This is a genomic window from Streptomyces sp. NBC_01689 (assembly GCF_036250675.1).
Classification (GTDB): domain Bacteria; phylum Actinomycetota; class Actinomycetes; order Streptomycetales; family Streptomycetaceae; genus Streptomyces.
Map to the genome: position 1 here is coordinate 5,851,001 of NZ_CP109592.1, position 19,892 is coordinate 5,870,892.

17 protein-coding genes and 2 pseudogenes are annotated in these 19,892 nt (G+C 72.0%); 9 read left to right on the forward strand and 10 right to left on the reverse strand.

From position 1 onward, the window contains the following. Positions 1–76: 76 nt before the first annotated feature. Positions 77–1,573: an oligopeptide:H+ symporter gene (locus OG776_RS24975; RefSeq protein WP_148008738.1), complete on the reverse strand. Its 1,497-nt coding sequence runs from the start codon at positions 1,571–1,573 to the stop codon at positions 77–79. Between the two features lie 494 nt (positions 1,574–2,067). On the opposite strand from OG776_RS24975, the gene OG776_RS24980 reads away from it, so the two are divergent. Both OG776_RS24980 and OG776_RS24985 read left to right on the forward strand, forming a co-directional pair. Next, positions 2,068–2,745 carry a response regulator transcription factor gene (locus OG776_RS24980; RefSeq protein ID WP_018566970.1) on the forward strand — a complete coding sequence of 226 codons (678 nt, stop codon included), beginning with the start codon at positions 2,068–2,070 and terminating at the stop codon, positions 2,743–2,745. Between the two features lie 329 nt (positions 2,746–3,074). Then, positions 3,075–4,352 carry an ATP-binding protein gene (locus OG776_RS24985; protein WP_148008737.1) on the forward strand — a complete coding sequence of 426 codons (1,278 nt, stop codon included), beginning with the start codon at positions 3,075–3,077 and terminating at the stop codon, positions 4,350–4,352. 66 nt (positions 4,353–4,418) lie between these two features. On the opposite strand, the gene OG776_RS24990 is transcribed toward OG776_RS24985, so the two are convergent. After that, positions 4,419–5,000 (reverse strand): GtrA family protein, encoded by a 582-nt coding sequence (locus OG776_RS24990; RefSeq protein ID WP_148008736.1) that lies wholly within the window; start codon positions 4,998–5,000, stop codon positions 4,419–4,421. 277 nt (positions 5,001–5,277) lie between these two features. Here OG776_RS24990 and OG776_RS24995 point away from each other — a divergent pair, with 277 nt between their 5' ends. The 4 genes from OG776_RS24995 (at position 5,278) to OG776_RS25010 (ending at position 9,427) form a co-directional block, all read left to right on the forward strand. Then, the gene (locus tag OG776_RS24995) at positions 5,278–6,429 is read left to right on the forward strand and encodes a 5-(carboxyamino)imidazole ribonucleotide synthase (RefSeq protein ID WP_410093179.1); all 1,152 of its coding nucleotides are present in this window, start codon (positions 5,278–5,280) and stop codon (positions 6,427–6,429) included. Continuing rightward, complete coding sequence (purE, locus tag OG776_RS25000; RefSeq protein WP_148008735.1) at positions 6,426–6,950, forward strand: 5-(carboxyamino)imidazole ribonucleotide mutase; 525 nt, start codon at positions 6,426–6,428, stop codon at positions 6,948–6,950. The genes OG776_RS24995 and purE overlap by 4 nt, the downstream gene beginning before the upstream one ends. Positions 6,951–6,955: 5 nt before the next feature. Then, positions 6,956–8,134 (forward strand): dipeptidase, encoded by a 1,179-nt coding sequence (locus OG776_RS25005; protein WP_148008734.1) that lies wholly within the window; start codon positions 6,956–6,958, stop codon positions 8,132–8,134. A 126-nt stretch (positions 8,135–8,260) separates the two neighbouring features. Continuing rightward, entirely contained in the window at positions 8,261–9,427 is a 1,167-nt protein-coding gene (locus tag OG776_RS25010; RefSeq protein ID WP_148008733.1) for a dipeptidase, read from the forward strand. 30 nt (positions 9,428–9,457) lie between these two features. Here OG776_RS25010 and OG776_RS25015 read toward each other — a convergent pair whose 3' ends face one another. Then, complete coding sequence (locus tag OG776_RS25015) at positions 9,458–9,853, reverse strand: VOC family protein (protein ID WP_148008732.1); 396 nt, start codon at positions 9,851–9,853, stop codon at positions 9,458–9,460. A gap of 88 nt (positions 9,854–9,941) precedes the next feature. Here OG776_RS25015 and OG776_RS25020 point away from each other — a divergent pair. Then, a pseudogene (locus tag OG776_RS25020) lies at positions 9,942–10,232 on the forward strand (ABATE domain-containing protein); the annotation flags it as partial. Between the two features lie 252 nt (positions 10,233–10,484). Further along, positions 10,485–10,673 (forward strand): annotated as a pseudogene (locus OG776_RS25025) (CGNR zinc finger domain-containing protein); the annotation flags it as partial. A 129-nt stretch (positions 10,674–10,802) separates the two neighbouring features. On the opposite strand, the gene OG776_RS25030 reads toward OG776_RS25025, so the two are convergent. The 4 genes from OG776_RS25030 to OG776_RS25045 all read right to left on the reverse strand — a co-directional run bounded on the left by OG776_RS25030 (position 10,803) and on the right by OG776_RS25045 (position 15,100). After that, positions 10,803–11,420, reverse strand: coding sequence for a hypothetical protein (locus OG776_RS25030; RefSeq protein WP_148008731.1), 618 nt, complete (start codon positions 11,418–11,420; stop codon positions 10,803–10,805). Positions 11,421–11,475: 55 nt separating this feature from the next. Beyond that, positions 11,476–12,033, reverse strand: coding sequence for a hypothetical protein (locus OG776_RS25035; RefSeq protein WP_148008730.1), 558 nt, complete (start codon positions 12,031–12,033; stop codon positions 11,476–11,478). Between the two features lie 136 nt (positions 12,034–12,169). After that, complete coding sequence (locus OG776_RS25040; protein ID WP_329326641.1) at positions 12,170–13,237, reverse strand: AI-2E family transporter; 1,068 nt, start codon at positions 13,235–13,237, stop codon at positions 12,170–12,172. A 519-nt stretch (positions 13,238–13,756) separates the two neighbouring features. Then, complete coding sequence (locus OG776_RS25045) at positions 13,757–15,100, reverse strand: UDP-glucose dehydrogenase family protein (RefSeq protein ID WP_148008728.1); 1,344 nt, start codon at positions 15,098–15,100, stop codon at positions 13,757–13,759. A 176-nt stretch (positions 15,101–15,276) separates the two neighbouring features. On the opposite strand from OG776_RS25045, the gene OG776_RS25050 reads away from it, so the two are divergent. Beyond that, a complete protein-coding gene (locus OG776_RS25050; RefSeq protein ID WP_148008727.1) occupies positions 15,277–16,434 on the forward strand; it encodes an acyl-CoA dehydrogenase in 1,158 nt (385 codons plus the stop codon). Positions 16,435–16,545: 111 nt separating this feature from the next. Here OG776_RS25050 and OG776_RS25055 read toward each other — a convergent pair whose 3' ends face one another. From OG776_RS25055 to OG776_RS25065, 3 genes are all read right to left on the reverse strand, one after another. Beyond that, the gene (locus OG776_RS25055; protein ID WP_329323759.1) at positions 16,546–17,727 is read right to left on the reverse strand and encodes an ABC transporter permease; all 1,182 of its coding nucleotides are present in this window, start codon (positions 17,725–17,727) and stop codon (positions 16,546–16,548) included. Positions 17,728–17,807: 80 nt separating this feature from the next. Beyond that, positions 17,808–18,518 carry an ABC transporter ATP-binding protein gene (locus OG776_RS25060; protein ID WP_329322554.1) on the reverse strand — a complete coding sequence of 237 codons (711 nt, stop codon included), beginning with the start codon at positions 18,516–18,518 and terminating at the stop codon, positions 17,808–17,810. Next, a complete protein-coding gene (locus OG776_RS25065; protein WP_329322555.1) occupies positions 18,515–19,885 on the reverse strand; it encodes a peptidoglycan-binding protein in 1,371 nt (456 codons plus the stop codon). The genes OG776_RS25060 and OG776_RS25065 overlap by 4 nt, the downstream gene beginning before the upstream one ends. Positions 19,886–19,892 lie beyond the last annotated feature (7 nt).

Consider the following 19,892-nt stretch of genomic DNA (forward strand, 5'->3'; position numbering starts at 1 on the left):
GCCACCGCGCCGTTCGTGGTGCGGTGGCCCTCCGGGAGCAAGGCGTCGGCCCCGGGGAAACCCCGGCGAGCGTGCGTCAGTTGACGTCGCCCATCAGTTCCTTGACCCGCTTGCGGTACATCCAGACCGCGACACCGGCGACCACGGCGAGCGTGGCCTCCAGGGCGACGATGCCCGTCTTGTTGAGGTCGACCTCGGCGATGGACAGCAGACCGGTCGTGGCGTCACCGGCGGTGACCGCCAGGAACCAGACACCCATCATCTGGGAGGCGTACTTCGCGGGCGCCATCTTCGTGGTGACCGACAGACCCACCGGGGAGAGCGTCAGCTCACCGACGGTCTGCACGAAGTAGATCGCCACCAGCCACATCGCGGCCGCCTTGTGACCGCCCTCGGCGATCGTCAGCGGGGCCAGGAAGAGGAAGAACGACGCGCCGACCAGGATCAGGCCGGAGGCGAACTTCGTGGCGGTGCTCGGCTCCTTGCCGCGCTTGTTCAGCGCCAGCCAGGCCCAGGCGAAGACCGGGGCCAGCGCCATGATCATGACCGGGTTGACCGACTGGTACCAGGAGACCGGGAAGTCCCAGCCGAAGATGGTGTTCTTGGCGGACGATTCGGCGAAGATCGACATGGTCGAGCCGCCCTGGTCGTAGATCATCCAGAAGACGGCCGCGGCGACGAAGAACCAGATGTACGCGGACATCTTCGACTGCTCGGCGCGGTTCAGGGACTTGTCCCGCTTGATACGGCCGATGACCATGACCGGGATGACCAGACCGGCGACGGTGATCGGGACCAGCAGCCAGTTCAGCGTGTAGTGGCCCGAGAAACCGACGATCGCGTAGAAGACGACGGCGACGGCCGCCCAGAACGCCGACTTGCGCAGCGTCGCGGCTTTCTCCTCGGCCGACAGGGGCGTGGGGACCTCCTGTGAGCGCGGGCTCAGGTGACGGCCGCCCAGCAGGTACTGGGCCAGACCCAGGGCCATGCCGAGTGCGGCGATCGCGAAGCCCAGGTGCCAGTTCACGTTCTCACCGACGGTGCCGATCACCAGCGGCGCGATGAAGGCGCCCAGGTTGATGCCGATGTAGAAGAGCGTGAAGCCGCCGTCACGGCGCGCGTCGTCCGGGCCGTCGTAGAGGTGGCCGACCATCGTGGAGATGTTGGCCTTGAGCAGACCGGATCCCACGGCCACCAGGCCGAGGCCCGCGAAGAAGGTGCCGGAGGTGGGCAGGGCCAGCGTGAGGTGGCCCAGCATGATGATCAGGCCCGCGACGGCGACCGTCTTGCGGGGACCGAGCACGCGGTCGGCGAACCAGCCGCCCGGCAGGGCGAGCAGGTACACCAGGGACAGGTACACGGAGTAGATCGCGGTCGCTGTGGCCGCGCTCATGTGCAGGCCGCCCGGTGCCACCAGGTACAGCGGGAGCAGAGCCTTCATGCCGTAGTAGGAGAAACGCTCCCACATCTCGGTCATGAAGAGAGTGGCCAGTCCGCGGGGGTGGCCGAAGAAGGTCTTCTCGGAACCGGGGGTGCCCGGAGTGACCGAGTCCTTCGTCAGGCTGGACGCCATGGTCGTTCCTTGCTGGTCGGGACGCGCTGCTGGAGCGTCGCGCGCCCGGTGGGGGGCGGCCGGCACCGGCGAGGTCCGACCCGTCCGACCCCACGCCCACGGGGATTCCGCTCCGGATGGCGAAGCGGCGGACGGCGACCACCGGGATCCACGCCCGTCACGCGTCGATGCGCTCGGGCCCGGCCACAGGTCATTCCTTTCGGGGCCGGCGAAGATACCGGCCCGCACACAAAAGGACCCTCAGCGTCACGTAACGCGCCAAAGGTCCCCGTGCGGTGCTACAGGCGTCTGGTCACCATACGACATGTCAATGCGGCATATGAAAGGACTTGAGAGATGGATCACAGGTAATAATGGAACCACGGAAGTGCATTCGAAGGTTTCACCCAAGATCGCTTCCCACAGCCGAAGGCGGCTCCTCGACGGCTCCCAGGTAAGAATTCCGGTTGCCGATCACACCACAGGCGCTGACCGAGGCGGACTACCATCACCCCATGACCCGTGTACTGCTCGCCGAGGACGACGCGTCCATCTCGGAGCCGCTGGCCCGTGCCCTGCGCCGGGAGGGTTACGAGGTCGAAGTGCGCGAGGACGGACCCACCGCGCTCGACGCCGGGATGCAGGGCGGCGTCGATCTGGTCGTCCTGGACCTCGGGCTGCCCGGAATGGACGGCCTCGAAGTGGCCCGCCGACTCCGTGCCGAAGGCCATACCGTCCCCATCCTCATCCTGACCGCGCGCGCCGACGAGGTGGACACCGTCGTCGGTCTCGACGCGGGCGCCGACGACTACGTGACCAAGCCGTTCCGCCTCGCCGAACTGCTCGCCCGCGTCCGGGCGCTGCTCCGGCGCGGTGCCGCGGAGCCGCAGCAGCCGCCCGCCACGCACGGGGTGCGGATCGACGTCGAGTCCCACCGGGCCTGGATGGGCGACGAGGAACTCCAGCTCACGGCCAAGGAGTTCGACCTGCTGCGGGTGCTGGTCCGGGACGCGGGACGGGTCGTCACCCGGGACCAGCTCATGCGCGAGGTCTGGGACACCACGTGGTGGTCGTCCACCAAGACCCTCGACATGCACATCTCCTGGCTCCGCAAGAAGCTCGGTGACGACGCGGCGAATCCGCGGTACATCGCGACGGTACGGGGTGTGGGTTTCCGCTTCGAGAAGAGCTGACGCGCGCCGCGTCCCCGGCCCTGGGGGCTCCGCCCCCAGACCCCCGTTCGGCCTGGACGGCCTCGTCCTCGAACGCCGGGACGGGCTGTTCGTGCAGGCCGGCGCTGATGAGCTGGTGGCCGGCGCGGGCGCGCATCTCCAGCCCGTCCGGCGTTTGAGGACGAGCCCTTCGGGCGACGGCTGGGGTCCAGGGGGCGCAGCGCCCCTGGCGGGGGTCCGGGGTGGAGCCCCGGGGACGGGACGGGTAAGGGCGGCGGGGGCGGGAAACCCCGTCCGCCACCACGACAGTGCACACTGGTCCCCGTACAGCCACCCGCCCGGAGGGCCCCGTGCGTCGCCGCCTCATCCAGTCCACCCTCGCCGTCGTCCTCGTGGTGATCGCCGTCTTCGGCGTCTCCCTCGTGATCGTCGAGACCCGCACCATCAGCAACAGCGCCCAGGAACGCGTGGACTCCGAGGCCCTGCGCCTCGCGAGCATCGTGGACAGCCGCATCCTCGGCGAGGAGCACATCGACGCGGAGATCCTCAGGAACCAGGTCGCGGAGGACCGTTACGCGGTGATCCGGGTCCCCGGCCGGACCCCCATCGAGGTCGGCGTCCAGCCCAGCGGCGACGTCATCCACTCCACGGCCAAGGGCGAGGAGGGCGAGACGGTCGTCGTCCAGGAGCCCCGCTCGGCCGTGACCCGCGAGGTCGGCCGCACGCTCCTGATCATCGCGGCGGTCGCCCTGCTCGCGATCATCGCGGCCGTGCTGCTCGCCGTCCGCCAGGCCAACCGGCTGGCGTCCCCGCTCACCGACCTCGCGGAGACCGCGGAGCGGCTCGGCTCCGGCGACCCCCGTCCCCGCCACAAGCGCTACGGCGTCCCGGAGCTCGACCGGGTCGCGGACGTCCTGGACGGCAGCGCGGAGCGCATCGCGCGGATGCTGACCGCCGAGCGCCGCCTCGCCGCCGACGCCTCCCACCAGCTCCGTACGCCCCTCACCGCCCTGTCGATGCGGCTGGAGGAAATCACCCTCACGGACGACCCGGACATCGTGAAGGAGGAGGCGACGATCGCGCTCACCCAGGTGGAGCGGCTCACGGACGTCGTCGAGCGGCTGCTGACCAACGCCCGCGACCCCCGTACGGGCTCCGCCGTCTCCTTCGACCTCGACGAGGTCATCAAGCAGCAGCTGGAGGAGTGGCGCCCGGCCTACCGCAGCGCCGGCCGGGCCATCGTCAGCTCCGGCAAGCGGCACCTGCGGGCGGTCGGCACCCCGGGCGCGGTCGCGCAGGTGCTCGCCGCGCTGATCGAGAACTCGCTCATGCACGGCGGCGGCACCGTCGCCCTGCGGACCCGGGTCACCGGCAACCAGGCCGTCGTCGAGGTCACCGACGAGGGGCCCGGGGTCCCCACCGACCTGGGCGCCCGCATCTTCGAGCGCACGATCAGCGGCCGCAACTCCACCGGCATCGGCCTCGCGGTCGCCCGCGACCTCGCGGAGGCCGACGGCGGCCGTCTGGAGATGCTGCAGGCGCAGCCGCCGGTGTTCGGCCTGTTCCTGTCCCGTACACCGCTGAAGCGGCCCCCGCTGGTGGACGACGAGGAGCCGACGGTCCGGTAGCGCGGGGCCCGGGTGCGACAGCGCGCCCCGAAAGTCCGTGGGCGGCGCGCCGGGGGTGCCGGCCGGTCAGTTGGCCCGGGCCCTGGCCGGGGCCCGGTCGTGACCGGCCTGCCCCACGGCCGGGTCGGCGACGGCACGGGCCGGCCGTACCGCCCCGGGCTCGGGCCGCTCGGCCGCGGGCTCCTCGGCCGGCAGCGTGCGGAACACCCAGGTGCGGTACGACCAGAAGCGGAACAGGGTCGCGACGCCGATGCCGACGAACTTGAAGACGTTGCTCTGCAGCTGGCTGTCCCAGCCGAAACCGTACGTCGCCACGTACAGCACGCCGTTCTCGATGACCAGTCCGACCGCGCTGAACAGCACGAAGAGGGTCATCTCCCGGGTGCGGCCGCCGCGGTCGCGGTCCCGGTACGTGAAGTAGCGGAACCCGACGTAGTTGAAGACGATGGCGACGACGGTGGCGATGACGCTGGCCCGTACGACCTGCAGTCCGGTCGCGTGCCGGACCAGGTTGAAGGTCAGCAGGTTGACGAGCAGACCCGCTCCGCCGACCGCGCCGAACTTGGCCACTTCGCGCAGGAGCTGTTCGAACCGGCGGCGAACCGCGCCGCGGGGCCTCGTACGAAGCCCCGATGAAGCACTGCCCATGGTGTCGCCAGCCCCCGTCGATGGGTTGTCGGTCGGTCGTCGTTCGGTTGTCCCAACCCGGCCCATGCTAACCAGCGGCTCCCGCCCCTGCCTGTGGGCATGCTCACGGGCACGGAAAAGACGGGCCACCCAGGATGGCGGCCGGAGGCGGCCGAGGGGCGCGCGGCAGCGGACCGGGCGGCCCGCGCGCCGGGCGTGCGCGGGGGCCGCGGAGAGCGGCATCCGTTCCCCGTCGCGCGGCCGATACTCTTGGAGGGTGACGTTCCCGGTAGTCGGCATGGTCGGCGGGGGGCAGCTCGCTCGTATGACACACGAGGCGGGCATCCCGCTCGGCATCAGGTTCAAGCTCCTCAGTGACACCCCTCAGGACTCCGCGGCGCAAGTGGTGGGCGATGTCGTCATCGGCGACTATCGCGACCTCGACACGCTGCGTGACTTCGCGCGGGGCTGCGACGTGATCACCTTCGATCACGAACACGTACCCGGCGAGCATCTGCGCGCCCTGGAGGCGGAGGGCATCCCGGTCCGCCCCGGGCCCGACGCGCTCGTGCACGCCCAGGACAAGGGGGTGATGCGCGCCAGGCTCGACGCGATCGGTGTGCCGTGCCCGCGGCACCGGATCGTGAGCGATGTCGCCGACGTCGTCGCGTTCGCGGCCGAGGGGCTCGCGCCCGGCGCCGAGGGCGACGGTTTCCCGGTGATCCTCAAGACCGTCCGCGGCGGCTACGACGGCAAGGGGGTCTGGTTCGTCCGCTCCCCGGAGGAGGCGGCCGAACCCTTCCGCGCCGGCGTCCCCGTGCTGGCGGAGGAGAAGGTCGACTTCGTACGGGAGCTGGCGGCGAACGTCGTCCGCTCGCCGCACGGCCAGGCGGTCGCCTACCCGGTCGTCGAGTCCCAGCAGGTCGGCGGCGTCTGCGACACGGTGATCGCCCCCGCGCCCGGGATCTCGGAGGAGCTGGCCCTCAGGGCCGAGGAGCTCGCCCTGCGCATCGCGAAGGAACTCGGCGTCGTCGGCCATCTGGCCGTCGAGCTGTTCGAGATCCGCGAACCCGACGGGACGCCCGGCATCCTCGTCAACGAACTGGCCATGCGCCCGCACAACTCCGGCCACTGGAGCCAGGACGGCGCGATCACCTCCCAGTTCGCCAACCACGTCCGCGCGGTCCTCGACCTGCCCCTGGGCGACCCGCGCCCGCGCGCCCGGTGGACGGTCATGGTCAACGTCCTCGGCGGCGACTACCCGGACATGTACTCCGCGTACCTGCACTGCATGGCGCGCGACCCCCAGCTGAAGATCCACATGTACGGCAAGGACGTGAAGCCCGGCCGCAAGGTCGGCCACGTCAACACCTACGGCGACGACCTGGACGACGTCCTCGAGCGCGCCCGCCACGCAGCCGGTTACCTGAGAGGCACGATCACAGAATGAGCCCAGTTGTAGGCATCGTCATGGGGTCGGACTCCGACTGGCCCGTCATGGAGGGCGCCGCGCAGGCCCTCGACGAGTTCGAGATCCCCTACGAGGTCGACGTCGTCTCCGCGCACCGCATGCCGCGCGAGATGATCGCCTACGGCGAGCAGGCCGCGGGGCGCGGACTCAAGACGATCATCGCGGGGGCGGGTGGCGCCGCCCATCTGCCCGGCATGCTCGCCTCGGTCACCCCGCTGCCCGTCATCGGCGTACCGGTCCCGCTGAAGTACCTGGACGGCATGGACTCGCTGATGTCGATCGTGCAGATGCCGGCGGGCGTCCCCGTCGCGACCGTCTCCGTCGGCGGCGCGCGCAACGCGGGCCTGCTCGCGGCCCGCATCCTCGCCGCCCACGACGCGGAACTCCTCACCCGCATGCGGGACTTCCAGCAGGAGCTGAACGACCAGGCCACCGAGAAGGGCAAGCGGCTGCGGGCCAAGGTCGAGGGCGCGTCCGGCGGCTTCGGCTTCGGGAAGTGACGCGGATGGCATCCTTCGACGAAGCCCGGGACCTGCTGCGGGAGTTCCCCGTGGTCGACGGGCACAACGACCTCCCCTGGGCCCTGCGCGAGCAGGTCCGCTACGACCTCGGCGCCCGGGACATCGCCGCCGACCAGAGCGCCCACCTGCACACCGACCTGGCGCGGCTGCGCGCGGGCGGGGTCGGCGCGCAGTACTGGTCGGTGTACGTCCGCTCGGACCTGCCCGACGCGCTCACCATGACCCTCGAACAGATCGACTGCGTACGGCAGCTGATCGACCGTCACCCGGCCGACCTGCGCGCCGCGCTGACCGCGGCGGACATGACGGCCGCGCGGTCGGAGGGCCGTATCGCCTCGCTCATGGGCGCGGAGGGCGGGCACTCCATCGACAACTCCCTCGGCGCGCTGCGGGCGTTGTACGCGCTGGGCGTGCGCTACATGACGCTCACCCACAACGACAACATCGCCTGGGCGGACTCCGCGACGGACGTCCCCGCGGTCGGCGGGCTGTCGGCCTTCGGCCGCGAGGTCGTCCGCGAGATGAACCGCGAGGGCATGCTGGTCGACCTCTCGCACGTCGCGGCGACGACCATGCGGGACGCGCTGGACACCTCCGCGGCCCCGGTGATCTTCTCGCACTCCTCCTCGCGCGCGGTCTGCGACCACCCGCGCAACATCCCGGACGACGTCCTGGAGCGGCTGCCCGCCAACGGGGGAGTGGCGATGGTGACGTTCGTGCCGAAGTTCGTCCTCCAGGCGGCGGTCGACTGGACGGCGGCGGCCGACGAGAACATGCGCGCGCACGGCCTCCACCACCTCGACACCACCCCCGAGGGGATGAAGGTCCACCGGGCGTTCGAGGAGTCCCACCCGCGGCCCGTCGCCACGGTGTCGACGGTGGCGGACCACCTCGACCACATGCGCGAGGTCGCGGGAGTCGACCACCTCGGCATCGGCGGCGACTACGACGGCACGGCGTTCACGCCCGACGGTCTCGACGACGTCGCCGGATATCCGAACCTGATCGCGGAGCTGTTCACCCGTGGCTGGTCCCGGGCCGACCTCGCCAAGCTGACCTGGCAGAACGCGGTACGGGTGCTGGGCGCGGCCGAGGACGTGGCCCGCGGGCTGCGGGCGACACGCGGCCCGTCGAACGCGACCCTGGAGCAGCTGGACGGCTGACCGCTCCCGCCGCCGCTTCCCGGTGGACGGGCCGTACCCCCGAACGCCCCGTCCACCAGGAAGCTCCCCCGCGCCCCGTGCGACGGTGACGGTACTGCGATCACCGTCCACCCAACGGAGCCACTCATGGCAGACCTGCAGGAAGAACTGCACCCCACCCCCGAGGTGGCGGAGCTCGGCCGGCCCGCCGCCTGGGCGGAGGGCGGCCCGGAGACCGGGACCGCGGGCCGGGACGTCCCGGAGGCCTCGGCGCGGGAGAGCGCCCCGGAGGCCGAGGCCACGGACACCGATCCCCTCACCCGGGCACGCAGCTTCCTCGCCGGTCATCCCGTCGCCGACGGCTACAGCGGTCTGCCCTGGGCGCTGCGCCACCTGCCGTGGTTCGACCTGGAGGTGGGCGAGAGCGCGGTGGACACGGATGTGCCGCGGCTGCGGGAGGGGCATGTCGGCGCGCTGTTCTGGTCCCTGCACCTGCCCGAGGGACTGGCCGGGGACCGGGCCGTCGGCGCCACCCTGGAGCAGCTGGACCTGGTGCGCACGGTGGTCCAGGCCCACCCCGAGGGGCTGCGGATGGCGCACACCGCCTCCGAGGTCAACGACGCCCGGCACTGCGGCCGGGTGGCCGTTCTGCTGGGTCCCGCCGGTGCCGCCGCGCTCGGCGACTCGCTCGGCATCCTGCGCGCCCTGCGCACCCTCGGCCTCCGGGTCCTCACCCTCGCGGGCGCCTCCTGGGCGAGCCAGGCGGGCCTGACCAGGTTCGGCGAGGAGGTGCTGCGCGAGATGAACCGGCTCGGGGTGATCGCCGACCTCTCCGGGACCTCGGACGCCACCATCGCCCGTACCCTGGCGGCCTCCAAGGCCCCGGTCCTGTTCACCCGTTCGGCGGCGCGGGCGCTGCGGCCGCACCCGGCGAACCTCTCCGACGACGTCCTCGCCGCACTGGGTGCCGCGGGCGGGGTGTGCCTGGTCCCGCTCACCGCCGAGCAGGCGGGTCCGACCGTCCGGGACGTCGCCGACCACCTGGACCATGTCCGGGCGGTCGCGGGCCCTGCGTGCGTCGGCGTCTCGGGGACCTACGACTCCGGGGCCGCGCACCCGCAGGACCTCGCCGACGCGTCCTGCTACCCGAACCTGATCGCCGAGCTCTTCGCCCGTGGCTGGTCCGAGGCCGACCTCGCCCTGTTGACCTGGGGAAACGTCCAGCGAGTGGTGCGCAGTGCGGACTTCACGGCGCGGGCGGCCCAGCAGCGCCGCGAACCGTCCACGGCCAGGATCGCCGACCTGGACGGCTGATCCGGCCGCCGGGACGCGGGCCCGCCCCGGTCAGCAGGCGCAGAGGCAGAACGGGTGCCCCGCGGGGTCGGCGTAGACCCGCCAGGTCCGCGAGCGGTCCGCCGCGTCCAGCGGCCGCGCCCCGAGGGCGAGCACGCCCTTCTCGGCGGTGTCCAGGTCGTCGACGGTCAGGTCCAGGTGGAACTGCTGGGAGCCCTCGGGCGCGGGCCACCGCGGCGGTACGTGTCCGGGGGCGGCCTGGAACGCCAGCGACCGTCCGTCCGGCACCGTCAGATCCACCCAGCGGACCCCTGTGCCGTCTCCCTCGCCGCCTCCGGCTTCCCTCTCGGGCTCCACGGTGCCGCCCAGCACCTCGGCGTAGAACCCGGCCAGCGCGAGCGGGTCGGGACAGTCCAGGACGACGGCACCGAGCTTGGCGAGAGCCATGACTCCTCCTACGGGAATGGTTACCTGTAGCACCCCGAATGGGGTAACGGTTACTGCATACTCCCGTACAGGCGGTAACATCGCAACCATGAACGACCGCGCCCCCGCGCCCGGCGGACTGGCCCTGATCCAGTCCCTGGTGAACACCCTCGACCTCGAATCCGGCGCGGACCGCCTGGACACCGCCGAGGGCCGGGCGGCGTTCGGCCTCGCGCAGGGCGGCACGGAGGCGGCCCGCGAGCTGCGCGAGTCACTGCGCGCGGTGTGCCTGGCGCACGCCGACCATCCGCCGCACCGGGCGGTCACCCCGCTCGGCGAGCTGCTGGCCTCGGCACCCCTGTACCTCACCGTGGACGCACACGACGGCGGCGCGGGCTTCGCCACCACGGGCCCGACCCCCACCGGCCCCGTCCCCGCAGGTCCTGCTCCTACCGGCCCTGTCTCCGCAGGCCCTACCGGTCCTGCTCCTACCGGCACTGTTCCTACCGGTCCTGTTCCCGCAGGTCCTGGAACGGCCGGCCCGGCTCCCGCGGCGCCCCTTCCCCCCACCGCGGCCCCGCCGCCGACCGGCTCCGCCGCCCTCGCCGTACCCATGGCCCCCCTCGCTCCGTCGCCCGTCGCCGGGACACTCCTCGTCTCCCGGGTCGCCGCGGCCATCGCGCAGTCGCTCGTCGACGGCACCTGGACGCGGCTGAAGGCCTGCGAGGCGCCGACCTGCCACTGGGCGTACTACGACCGCTCTCCGGCCGGCCGGGGCCGCTGGTGCTCGATGTCGGTGTGCGGCGCGCGCGCCAAGATGCGCCGCTACCGCGCGAAGTAGCCGACGGAGCCGTGCGAAGTGGGCCGACCGGCCGCGCCGGTCGGCGGGACGGTGGAGAATGTGGGACGACGCCGGTCCGGCCGACTGAGCCTCGGCCGGACCGGCGTCGCCCTGACGCCGCGCCGCGGGTCAGGTGACCAGCAGCCGGTTGAAGAACGAGCGGTAGTGGCGCAGCGCGAGGCGCAGGTTCTCGGTGTCCGCCTGCTCGCCCCGGTTCCACTGTCCTTCCAGTTCCTGTTTGTGGTCGGCGAAGGTGGCGGCGAGCCGCTGCATCACGTCCGCGACGAGCGCGTCGGCGGTGTGCACGGCCTCGCGCGGGTCGTCGACGAACTGGCTCTGCACCTCCTGCCAGCGTGCGCGGAACGCCTCCTCGTCCTGCGGACCGAGGAGTTGGGGGACGTCGTCCTCGTCCCCGGCGCCGCCGTCCCGGTCGCCCGTCCCCGGCGCCCGGGTGCCGGTGGCCGCGGAGCGGTCGTCCGCGTCCGCGGTGTCGCGTCCGGCGTCATCGCGGCGGGTCTCGTCGCGCCCGGTGTCCTCGCGTCCGGTGTCCTCACGCCCGGTGTCGTCGAATCCGTCGTCGAACCCGGCGCCGTCGTCACGCTCCGGGGCGTCGCTCGGTGTGGCCGTGCTCTCGCCGGGGAACGTCGGCGCCTCGGGCGGCGGACCCGACGCGTCCCCGGTGTCCCGGTCACGCGGCCTGGCGAGATCGTCGGTGGACAGACCGCTCTCGGTGGCGGTGTCCGGCATGTCATGGCCTCGAGTGTCCTGGCGGTGCATCACTCCTCCGTTCCGCCCGGGCCGGTCAGGCGCGGGCGTGGCGGCGTCGGCCGCCGTCGGAGAGCAGCTCGTCGAAGAGGGCGCGGTAGTGCACCATGGCCCCCCGCAGCTGCTCCGTCGTCGCCTGGTGCCGCATGCTGAGCCCGTCCACGTCATGGGCGGCCCGGTAGTGCTCCAGGGTGCGGCCGTGCTCGACCGAGAGGTCCTTGAGCTGCTGCTCGAAGTCCTGGGTCGGATAGCCGCGTTCGTTCATCAGCGAGGTCACCAGACGGTCCGCGTCGTGCACGGCGCCCTCCGGGTGATCCACGAAGTCTTCCTGCACGACGGCCCAGTCGCGGGTGTAGCGGTCCTTGGCTCCGCTGTCCAGCGGCCTGATGTCCAGGGAATCGTGCCGCTTCTCGCGGGCCTTGAGTTCACGCTCGGCGGCCGAGCGGTTGTCGGCGCTCTCCACCGTCCGCTCGTACTCCGGGCCGAAGCGCTCACGCAACTGCCGGCGCCGCATGATCTGTGAAGCCACCACCGCGATCAGAGCGATCACCACCACCACGGGAATGATGATGGCCAGAAGTGTTCCTGTTGACATGGGGCAGAGCCTCCTCGCCGGCGCCCGATGTGCGCCTCTTCCCGTCGGGTCCCCGCAGGCACCGGCTTGAAACGAGATGCGTGGAACACTCCCAATACGTGGAATCAGCGGTAAGCGCCGAACAGACCCTGTGTGACTAAACGTGCCGTTCCGTGGCCGTGCGCGCCTCCGCCGCCAGTACGGGCGGGGCGCGCAGCGCGCCGAACACGGACCAGGCGACCGACACCATCGGAACGGCCACGACCGCGCCGATCACCCCGGCCAGGACGCCGCCGCCGATGACGGAGAGGGCCACCACCACGGGGTGCAGCCGGACCGCCCAGCTGAGCACCAGCGGATGCAGCACATGACCCTCCAGCTGGCCCACGACCACGATCAGGGCGAGCACCACGACGGCGATCACCGGACCCCGTGAGGCGAGGGCGACGACCGTGGCCACGGCCAGCGCGACGGGCGAGCCCACCAGCGGCACGAACGCGGCGAAGAACTCCAGCAGCATCAACGGCAGGGCCAGCGGCACACCCAGCAGATACAGCGCGACGCCCACCACGACGGCGTTGGTGGCGGCCACGATGATGATGCCGCGGGTGTAACCGGCGAACGTCCGCCAGGCCGCCCGCCCCGCGCGGTCCCACGGGTCCCGGACGCGTTCGGGCAGCAGCGCCTGGAACCAGTGCCAGAACCTCTCGCCGGAGTGGATGAAGAAGAGGGAGCAGAAGAGCGCGAGCACGGCCCCGGTCAGCACCTCGAGCAGTCGCCCGGCGCCGCTGAGCGCGCTGCTGAGCAGCGCCGAACGGTGTTCCGAGAGATACCTGGTCACCCTGGACTGGAGGTTCGCCAGCGCCTTGTGGTCCAGATGGAAGGGAGAACCCTCCAGCCACCGCTCGATCCGTCCGACGCCGCCGGCGAACTCCTGGCCCAGCCGGTCCGATTCACCCGCGACCAGACTGCCGATCAGGGAGAGCAGCCCGAGGAACAGGACCACGCTCCCCACCAGGCTCAGCGCGGTCGCCGGACCCCGGGGCAGCCACCGGGACAGCAGATTGGCCGCCGGTCGCAGCACCGAGGTCACCACCAGCGCCAGGAACAGCGCGACGGCGACCAGTTGCAGCCGTCCCAGGATCTTGAAACACGCGTACGCGGCCGCCCCCAGCACGAGCAGGCGCCAGGCGTACGCGGAGGCCGTCCGCAGCCCGCTGTTCACGGTCACCGGGACCCCGTCGCCCCACGCCGCCGCCCCGGCCGCACGGACCCTGGCGGTCGCGCGCGCGCCGCGGGCGGGCCGGTTCCCCCGTACGACGTACCGCGTCCGGCGTCCGCCGCGCCCGGCGCCGTCTCCCGCGTCCGGAGCGGCTCCCGGGTCCGCGCCCGGACCGGTCCGGTGCGTTCCCGGCCGTCCGTGCCCACGGCGTGATCCGTCGGTCACCCGTACGTCACCGCCCTCCGCCGTCGGGACCGGACAGGCGTGCCGCCGGGGAGGCGCCTGCGGTCGACGCCGTGGCTTCGATGACCGGGCCGCAACGGGACAGATCGAACACAAGGGGCGTCAGGGACAGCCTGGGGTCCCGGGAGGAGGGGTCGCAAGCCGGGACGGGCGGCCGGGTCAGACGCGGACGCCGGTCGTCACACGCGGGACGCCACGCGCCGTACGTCATGGATCAGCCGCCGGCCGTCAGGCATCGAGCGTCAGCCGCCGGCCGCCAGGCGTCTCCGACGTGGTGGGTCAGGCGGTGGGGCGGCCCATCGCCCGGTACGTCCAGCCCGCCCGGCGCCACAGCGCCGGGTCGAGGGCGTTGCGTCCGTCGAGGATCACACGGGCGGTGGCCACCTCGCCCAGGGCCGCGGGGTCCAGCTCACGGAACTCGCGCCACTCGGTGAGGTGCAGGACGACATCGGCCCCGCGCACCGCGCCGGCCGCCGAGTCGGCGTACCCGAGGGTCGGGAAGAGCCGCCGGGCGTTGTCCATGCCCTTGGGGTCGTAGACGGTGACCTGCCCGCCCTGGAGGTGGATCTGCCCGGCGACGTTCAGTGCCGGGGAGTCCCGTACGTCGTCGGAGTCGGGCTTGAAGGTCGCGCCGAGCACGGCGACCCGCTTGCCGAGGAACGAACCGCCGCCGAGCGCCTCGCGGGCCATCTCTACCATCTGGCCGCGCCGCCTCATGTTGATGGAGTCGATCTCGCGCAGGAAGGTCAGCGCCTGGTCCGCGCCCAGCTCCCCGGCGCGCGCCATGAAGGCCCGGATGTCCTTGGGCAGACAGCCGCCCCCGAAGCCGATCCCGGCCCGCAGGAACTTCTTGCCGATCCGCTCGTCGTGTCCTATGGCCTCGGCCAGCATGGCGACGTCACCGCCGGCCGCCTCGCAGACCTCGGCCATGGCGTTGATGAAGGAGATCTTGGTGGCGAGGAAGGAGTTCGCGGAGGTCTTCACCAGCTCGGCGGTCGGGAAGTCGGTGACCACGAAGGGCGAGCCCTCGGCGACCGGCGTCGTGTACACCTCGCGCAGCAGCTTCTCCGACCGCTCGGTGCGGACGCCCACCACGATCCGGTCGGGGTGCAGCGTGTCCTGCACGGCGAAACCCTCGCGCAGGAACTCCGGGTTCCAGGCGAGCTCGGCGTCCTCGCCGGCGGGGGACAGCTCGGCGAGCGTCCGCGCCAGCCGCTCCGCGGAGCCCACGGGAACCGTGGACTTGCCGACGACGAGGGCGGGTCCCCTCAGGTGCGGGGCGAGGGACTCGAAGGCCGCGTCGACGTACGACATGTCGCACGCGTACTCGCCGTGCTTCTGCGGGGTGTTCACGCAGACGAAGTGGACGTCGCCGAACTCCCCGACCTCGGCCCAGTCCATGGTGAAACGCAGGCGCCCGGTGGAGCCCTCGATGCCCGCCACGTGCTTGCGCAGCAGCTCCTCCAGGCCCGGTTCGTACATCGGGACCTCGCCCCGCTGCAGCATCTCGATCTTCTCGGGGACGACGTCGAGACCCAGCACCTCGAAGCCGAGTTCGGCCATGGCCGCGGCGTGGGTGGCGCCGAGATAGCCGGTGCCGATCACGGTGATCTTGAGGGCCATGCGTGCTCCTGGGGTATACGGCCGTGGGTGCGCTGCCCGAGCATAGTCGGGGCATGACGGGGCCCCTCGTCGGGCAGGTTTCCCGCTGTCGCCAAGCTCACGTACCCCTCCCGTGGGCGGGCCCCTAAAATTTGGGTTACTTAACGGTAATTAGCGTCTTTGGAGCGTGAGAGACCTTGGCCGGATCGGCTGATTTCGACCTGTACCGCCCGTCCGAGGAGCACGACATGCTCCGAGACGCGATCCGTTCGCTGGCCGAGGCGAAGATCGCCCCGTACGCGGCCGTGGTGGACGAGGAAGCCCGTTTCCCGCGGGAGGCCCTGGACGCCCTGGTCTCCTCCGACCTGCACGCCGTGCACGTACCGGAGAACTACGGCGGCGCGGGCGCCGACGCGCTCGCGACCGTGATCGTGATCGAGGAGGTGGCGCGGGTGTGCGCCAGCTCCTCCCTCATCCCGGCCGTGAACAAGCTGGGTTCGCTCCCGGTGATCCTCTCCGGCTCCGAGGCCCTCAAGCAGAAGTACCTGGCGCCGCTGGCGGCGGGCGACGGCATGTTCTCGTACTGCCTCTCCGAGCCGGACGCGGGCTCGGACGCGGCGGGCATGAAGACGAAGGCGGTCCGTGACGGCGACTCCTACGTCCTCAACGGCGTGAAGCGCTGGATCACCAACGCGGGCGAGTCCGAGTACTACACGGTGATGGCCGTCACCGATCCCACGAAGCGCTCCAAGGGCATATCGGCCTTCGTCGTCGAGAAGTCGGACGAGGGTGTCTCCTTCGGCGCCCCGGAGAAGAAGCTCGGCATCAAGGGCAGCCCGACCCGCGAGGTCTACCTCGACAACGTCCGCATCCCCGCGGACCGCATGATCGGCGAGGAGGGCACCGGCTTCGCCACCGCGATGAAGACCCTGGACCACACCCGCATCACGATCGCGGCGCAGGCGCTCGGCATCGCCCAGGGCGCGCTGGACTACGCCAAGGGCTACGTCCGCGAGCGCAAGCAGTTCGGCAAGCCGATCGCCGATTTCCAGGGCATCCAGTTCATGCTCGCCGACATGGCCATGAAGATCGAGGCGGCCCGCCAGCTGACGTACGCGGCCGCCGCCAAGTCCGAGCGCGGCGACGCCGACCTGACCTTCCAGGGCGCGGCGGCCAAGTGCTTCGCCTCCGACGTCGCCATGGAGGTCACCACGGACGCCGTCCAGCTGCTCGGCGGCTACGGCTACACCCGTGACTACCCGGTCGAGCGCATGATGCGCGACGCCAAGATCACGCAGATTTATGAAGGCACGAACCAAGTCCAGCGGATCGTGATGGCCAGGAACCTGCCGTGAACACGATCTGACCTCGCGCGTCCCGTCGCCCGCCGTTCCCTCCCGGGACGGGGGGCGACGCCCGTGCGTCCCGTCGGCCCGTGACCCGCGCCGCGGTGCGCGGTCGGCGGATCACTGCCGCAGGGCCTCCAGTGGCTCGATGCGGGCGGCCCGCAGCGCGGGGTAGAGACCGGCCAGCAGACCGACGACGGATCCCACGAGCGGCGCAGGCAGGACGGTCAGGGGGTCCACGATGGCCGTCCAGTGCTGGATCAGGGCGACCACGACCACCGTGCAGACGCCGATCGCCGTGCCGATCAGGCCGCCGAGCGTGCCCAGCGTGGTGGACTCGGTCAGGAACTGGGCCGCGATGTGCCGTGGACGGGCGCCCAGGGAGCGGCGGAGGCCGATCTCGCCCGTGCGTTCCAGGATCGCCACCAGCGTGGTGTTGGCGATGCCCAGCGCGCCGATCACCAGACAGATCGCCGCCAGCAGGAGGAACAGGCCGGAGAGGGACGTGTTCACGGAATCGCGCAGGGCGTGCGGGTCGGGCGGCGCAGCGGCGTGCAGCAGGCGTGGGTGTTCGGGGAGCAGCGCGATCGGGGCCTGCCGGGCGAGGAGCCGAGCCGCGCCGACCCGGGTCTGAATGATCATCTCGGCGGGCTGCTCTGCCGGCGGACCGAAGGCCTTGAGCGCCGTGGTGGTCGGGAGCATCGCGCCCATCAGGGCTTCCGGCTTGCGCTGCGCGTCGGAGATGATGCCGACGACCGTGTAGGCGCTGTCGTCGATGAAGACCACAGGCTGGTTGTCCAGCCGTGTGATGCCCAGGACGCGCGCGGCGCCCGCGCCCAGCACGCAGACCGGCTCGGCCCGCCGTTCGTGGAAGCGGTTGTAGAGGGTGCCCGCCCGGAGGGTCGGTTGGATCGCCTTCAGAGCCCCCGGGGTCGCCGCGAACACCGTGACCCCGGTGCTGGGGCTGTCGGTCGGGGGAAGCGGCTGGGTGCCGATCCTCGGGTTGTGCAGCGGGGCGTCCCACCATACGCCCGCCGCCAGCACCCCGTTGAGCCGCTGGATCCTCTCGTCGGAGTCCGCAGGGAAGTGGACCGCGGGGCTTTCGCCGGACTTGGGCGTCACGTCGTCCACGGTCACCGTGGTGGCGCGCAGCACGTCGAACGACGCGCTGATCTGGCCGGCCGCCGTCGACGTCAGGCCAAGTACGGCGACGAAGGCCCCCACTCCGAGCACCGTGCCCAGCATGGTGAGCACGGAACGGCCCGGGCGCTGGACCAGGCCGGCCAGGGACTCGGCGAACATGTCCCGGACGAGGAGGCGGGACGGGGGAGCCGGAGCCGGGTTCCGGCCACGGCGCAGCAGGTCGCGGACGCGGTCCGCCCTCACGCGGCGGGCCGCCGTCCGGTGTCGGTGAGGATGCGGCCGTCCCGGATGGTCAGTACCCGCCGGGCGCGTTCGGCCACGGCGGGATCATGGGTGATGACCACCACGGTGAGTCCCGCCGCGTGGAGTTCTTCGAGCAGGGTCATGACGTGCCCCGAGGTGGCGGAGTCGAGGTTGCCGGTGGGTTCGTCGCAGAGGACCAGTTCGGGACGGTTGACCAACGCGCGGGCGATCGCGACCCGTTGACGCTCACCGCCGGACATGGTGGGCGGCAGCGCGTCGAGCCGGTGGCCGAGTCCCACGGTGCGCAGGGCCTGTGCCGCCCGGTCGTCGCGGGCGCCCCGATTCGTGGTGACGTACAGCTGGGCCAGCGCGACGTTCTCCGTGGCCGTGCGGTGGGACAGCAGGTGGAAAGACTGGAAGACGAAGCCGACCCTGCGGCCGCGCAGGGCCGTGCGCTCCCGTTCGCGGAGGGAGGACACGTCGGTGCCGGCGAAGTCGTAGCGGCCCGTGGACGGCCGGTCCAGCATGCCGATGAGGTTGAGCAGGGTGGACTTGCCGGAACCCGAGGGACCGACCACGGCCACGAAGTCGCCGCGCGCGATGTCGAGGTCTGTGGGGTGCAGGGCGTGGACCGCGACCGCGCCCGGGTACGTCTTGGCGACGCCCCGCAGCCGGATCACGGGTGCGGAGGGGGTCGGTTCGCTCACTGGCCGACCACCACTCGGTCTCCGGCCTGTAGCCGTGCCGTACCGACGGGGGTGACCTGTACCTTGCCGTCCGCCGACACGCCCACCGTGACCGGCACCCGGTGCTGGGAGCCGTCGGGGGCCGCCACCGTGACGCTGGTCCGGGTGTCGGCGCCAGCGTTGATCGCCGCTTCGGGGACGGTCAGGACCGCGCCGGCCGTGGTGGCGGCGGTGATGGTCATGCGCACGTTCTGCCCGTCGAGCCGGTTGTCCCACGTGCCGACGCGCGTGACCTGGACCGGCAGGTAGGGGATCCCCCCGTTGGCCGGAGGGTTGCCGTCCTCGGCCTGCGCGCTCGCGCCGGAGGTCCGGGAGCCGGCCCTGTCGCCGGGGGTGACCAGCTCGCCCACCGAGGACACGCGTGCGGCGGCGGTCAGGCCGAGGGCCTCGGAGGTGATCCGGACCTTCATGCCCCCCTTGACCAGGCCCTGGTACGAGGGGTCCAGATACCCGGTGAGCTTCAGGCCGCCGGTGGCCAGGGAGACCACCGGGCCGGACACCTTGTCGCCCACGGACGCGGCCAGGCCGACGACCCTGACCGGTACCGAGGAGACGAACGCCAGCTCGGAGGAGGGGACGAACGGATCGCCGGTGGTCCCTCCCCGGCCCTTCCCGGCGGAGCCCGCGGTGACCGGCACCGGATAGCCCAGGCGGTGGTAGAGCGCCACGACGGCCTTCCCGGTCGCCGTGCCGAAGCAGCCGTGCCGGTCGCCCCCGCGGTAGAGGCCGAGCCCGGCCAGAGCGCCCTGCAACTGGGCGATGTCGTCTCCGGATTCGCCGGGGAGCATGTCGCGGTAGGCGGGAATCCGGCCGGGCAGGACATAGACCGGGCGGCCGGAGAACTCGACCAGAGGCTTGGCCGCCCTGACGGCGTCCCCGACGTGCACCAGCTTCCGGGTGAGCACCGGCGAGGAGCCGCCCGGGTTGATCCCGCCGCCGAGGGCCCGGCTGTTCGCCACCTCGGTGGGGGTAACGGACAGGGTGGCGCCGCTGGTCACGTCTCCGCGCAGCACCACCGTGCGGGCCAGCCGCTCGGAGCCGACGGACGCGGTGATGAGGCCGGCCTCGGGTGCACGGGTGTCCGCCGCGGCCTGAGCCGGGGACTTGACGAGCATCGCCCCGCCGAGGCCGCCGAGGGACAGCAGCGCGGCCGCCGACGCCACCGCGAGCACGCCACGACGGCGCCGGGCCAGGGCGGAGGCACGGACGGTACGGTCGTCGCCCGGCACGGTGCCCGGTTCCGGCTCGGGGCCGGGTTCCGCTTCGGGGCCGGATTCCAGCCCGGTCCGGTGCGGGGCGGCGTCCGCCCTCTTCATCAGGTCTGCCATCGATTCT

Excerpts from the sequence above, each read along its gene's own strand:
- OG776_RS25010 (WP_148008733.1), top strand. The coding sequence starts at position 8,261 with ATGGCAGACCTGCAGGAAGAACTGCACCCCACCCCCGAGGTGGCGGAG.
- OG776_RS25055 (WP_329323759.1), bottom strand. The coding sequence starts at position 17,727 with ATGTTCGCCGAGTCCCTGGCCGGCCTGGTCCAGCGCCCGGGCCGTTCC.
- OG776_RS24980 (WP_018566970.1), top strand. The coding sequence starts at position 2,068 with ATGACCCGTGTACTGCTCGCCGAGGACGACGCGTCCATCTCGGAGCCG.
- OG776_RS25005 (WP_148008734.1), top strand. The coding sequence starts at position 6,956 with ATGGCATCCTTCGACGAAGCCCGGGACCTGCTGCGGGAGTTCCCCGTG.
- OG776_RS25035 (WP_148008730.1), bottom strand. The coding sequence starts at position 12,033 with ATGTCAACAGGAACACTTCTGGCCATCATCATTCCCGTGGTGGTGGTG.
- OG776_RS25065 (WP_329322555.1), bottom strand. The coding sequence starts at position 19,885 with ATGGCAGACCTGATGAAGAGGGCGGACGCCGCCCCGCACCGGACCGGG.
- OG776_RS24975 (WP_148008738.1), bottom strand. The coding sequence starts at position 1,573 with ATGGCGTCCAGCCTGACGAAGGACTCGGTCACTCCGGGCACCCCCGGT.
- OG776_RS24990 (WP_148008736.1), bottom strand. The coding sequence starts at position 5,000 with ATGGGCAGTGCTTCATCGGGGCTTCGTACGAGGCCCCGCGGCGCGGTT.
- OG776_RS25045 (WP_148008728.1), bottom strand. The coding sequence starts at position 15,100 with ATGGCCCTCAAGATCACCGTGATCGGCACCGGCTATCTCGGCGCCACC.
- purE (WP_148008735.1), top strand. The coding sequence starts at position 6,426 with ATGAGCCCAGTTGTAGGCATCGTCATGGGGTCGGACTCCGACTGGCCC.
- OG776_RS25030 (WP_148008731.1), bottom strand. The coding sequence starts at position 11,420 with ATGCCGGACACCGCCACCGAGAGCGGTCTGTCCACCGACGATCTCGCC.
- OG776_RS25015 (WP_148008732.1), bottom strand. The coding sequence starts at position 9,853 with ATGGCTCTCGCCAAGCTCGGTGCCGTCGTCCTGGACTGTCCCGACCCG.
- OG776_RS24995 (WP_410093179.1), top strand. The coding sequence starts at position 5,278 with ATGGTCGGCGGGGGGCAGCTCGCTCGTATGACACACGAGGCGGGCATC.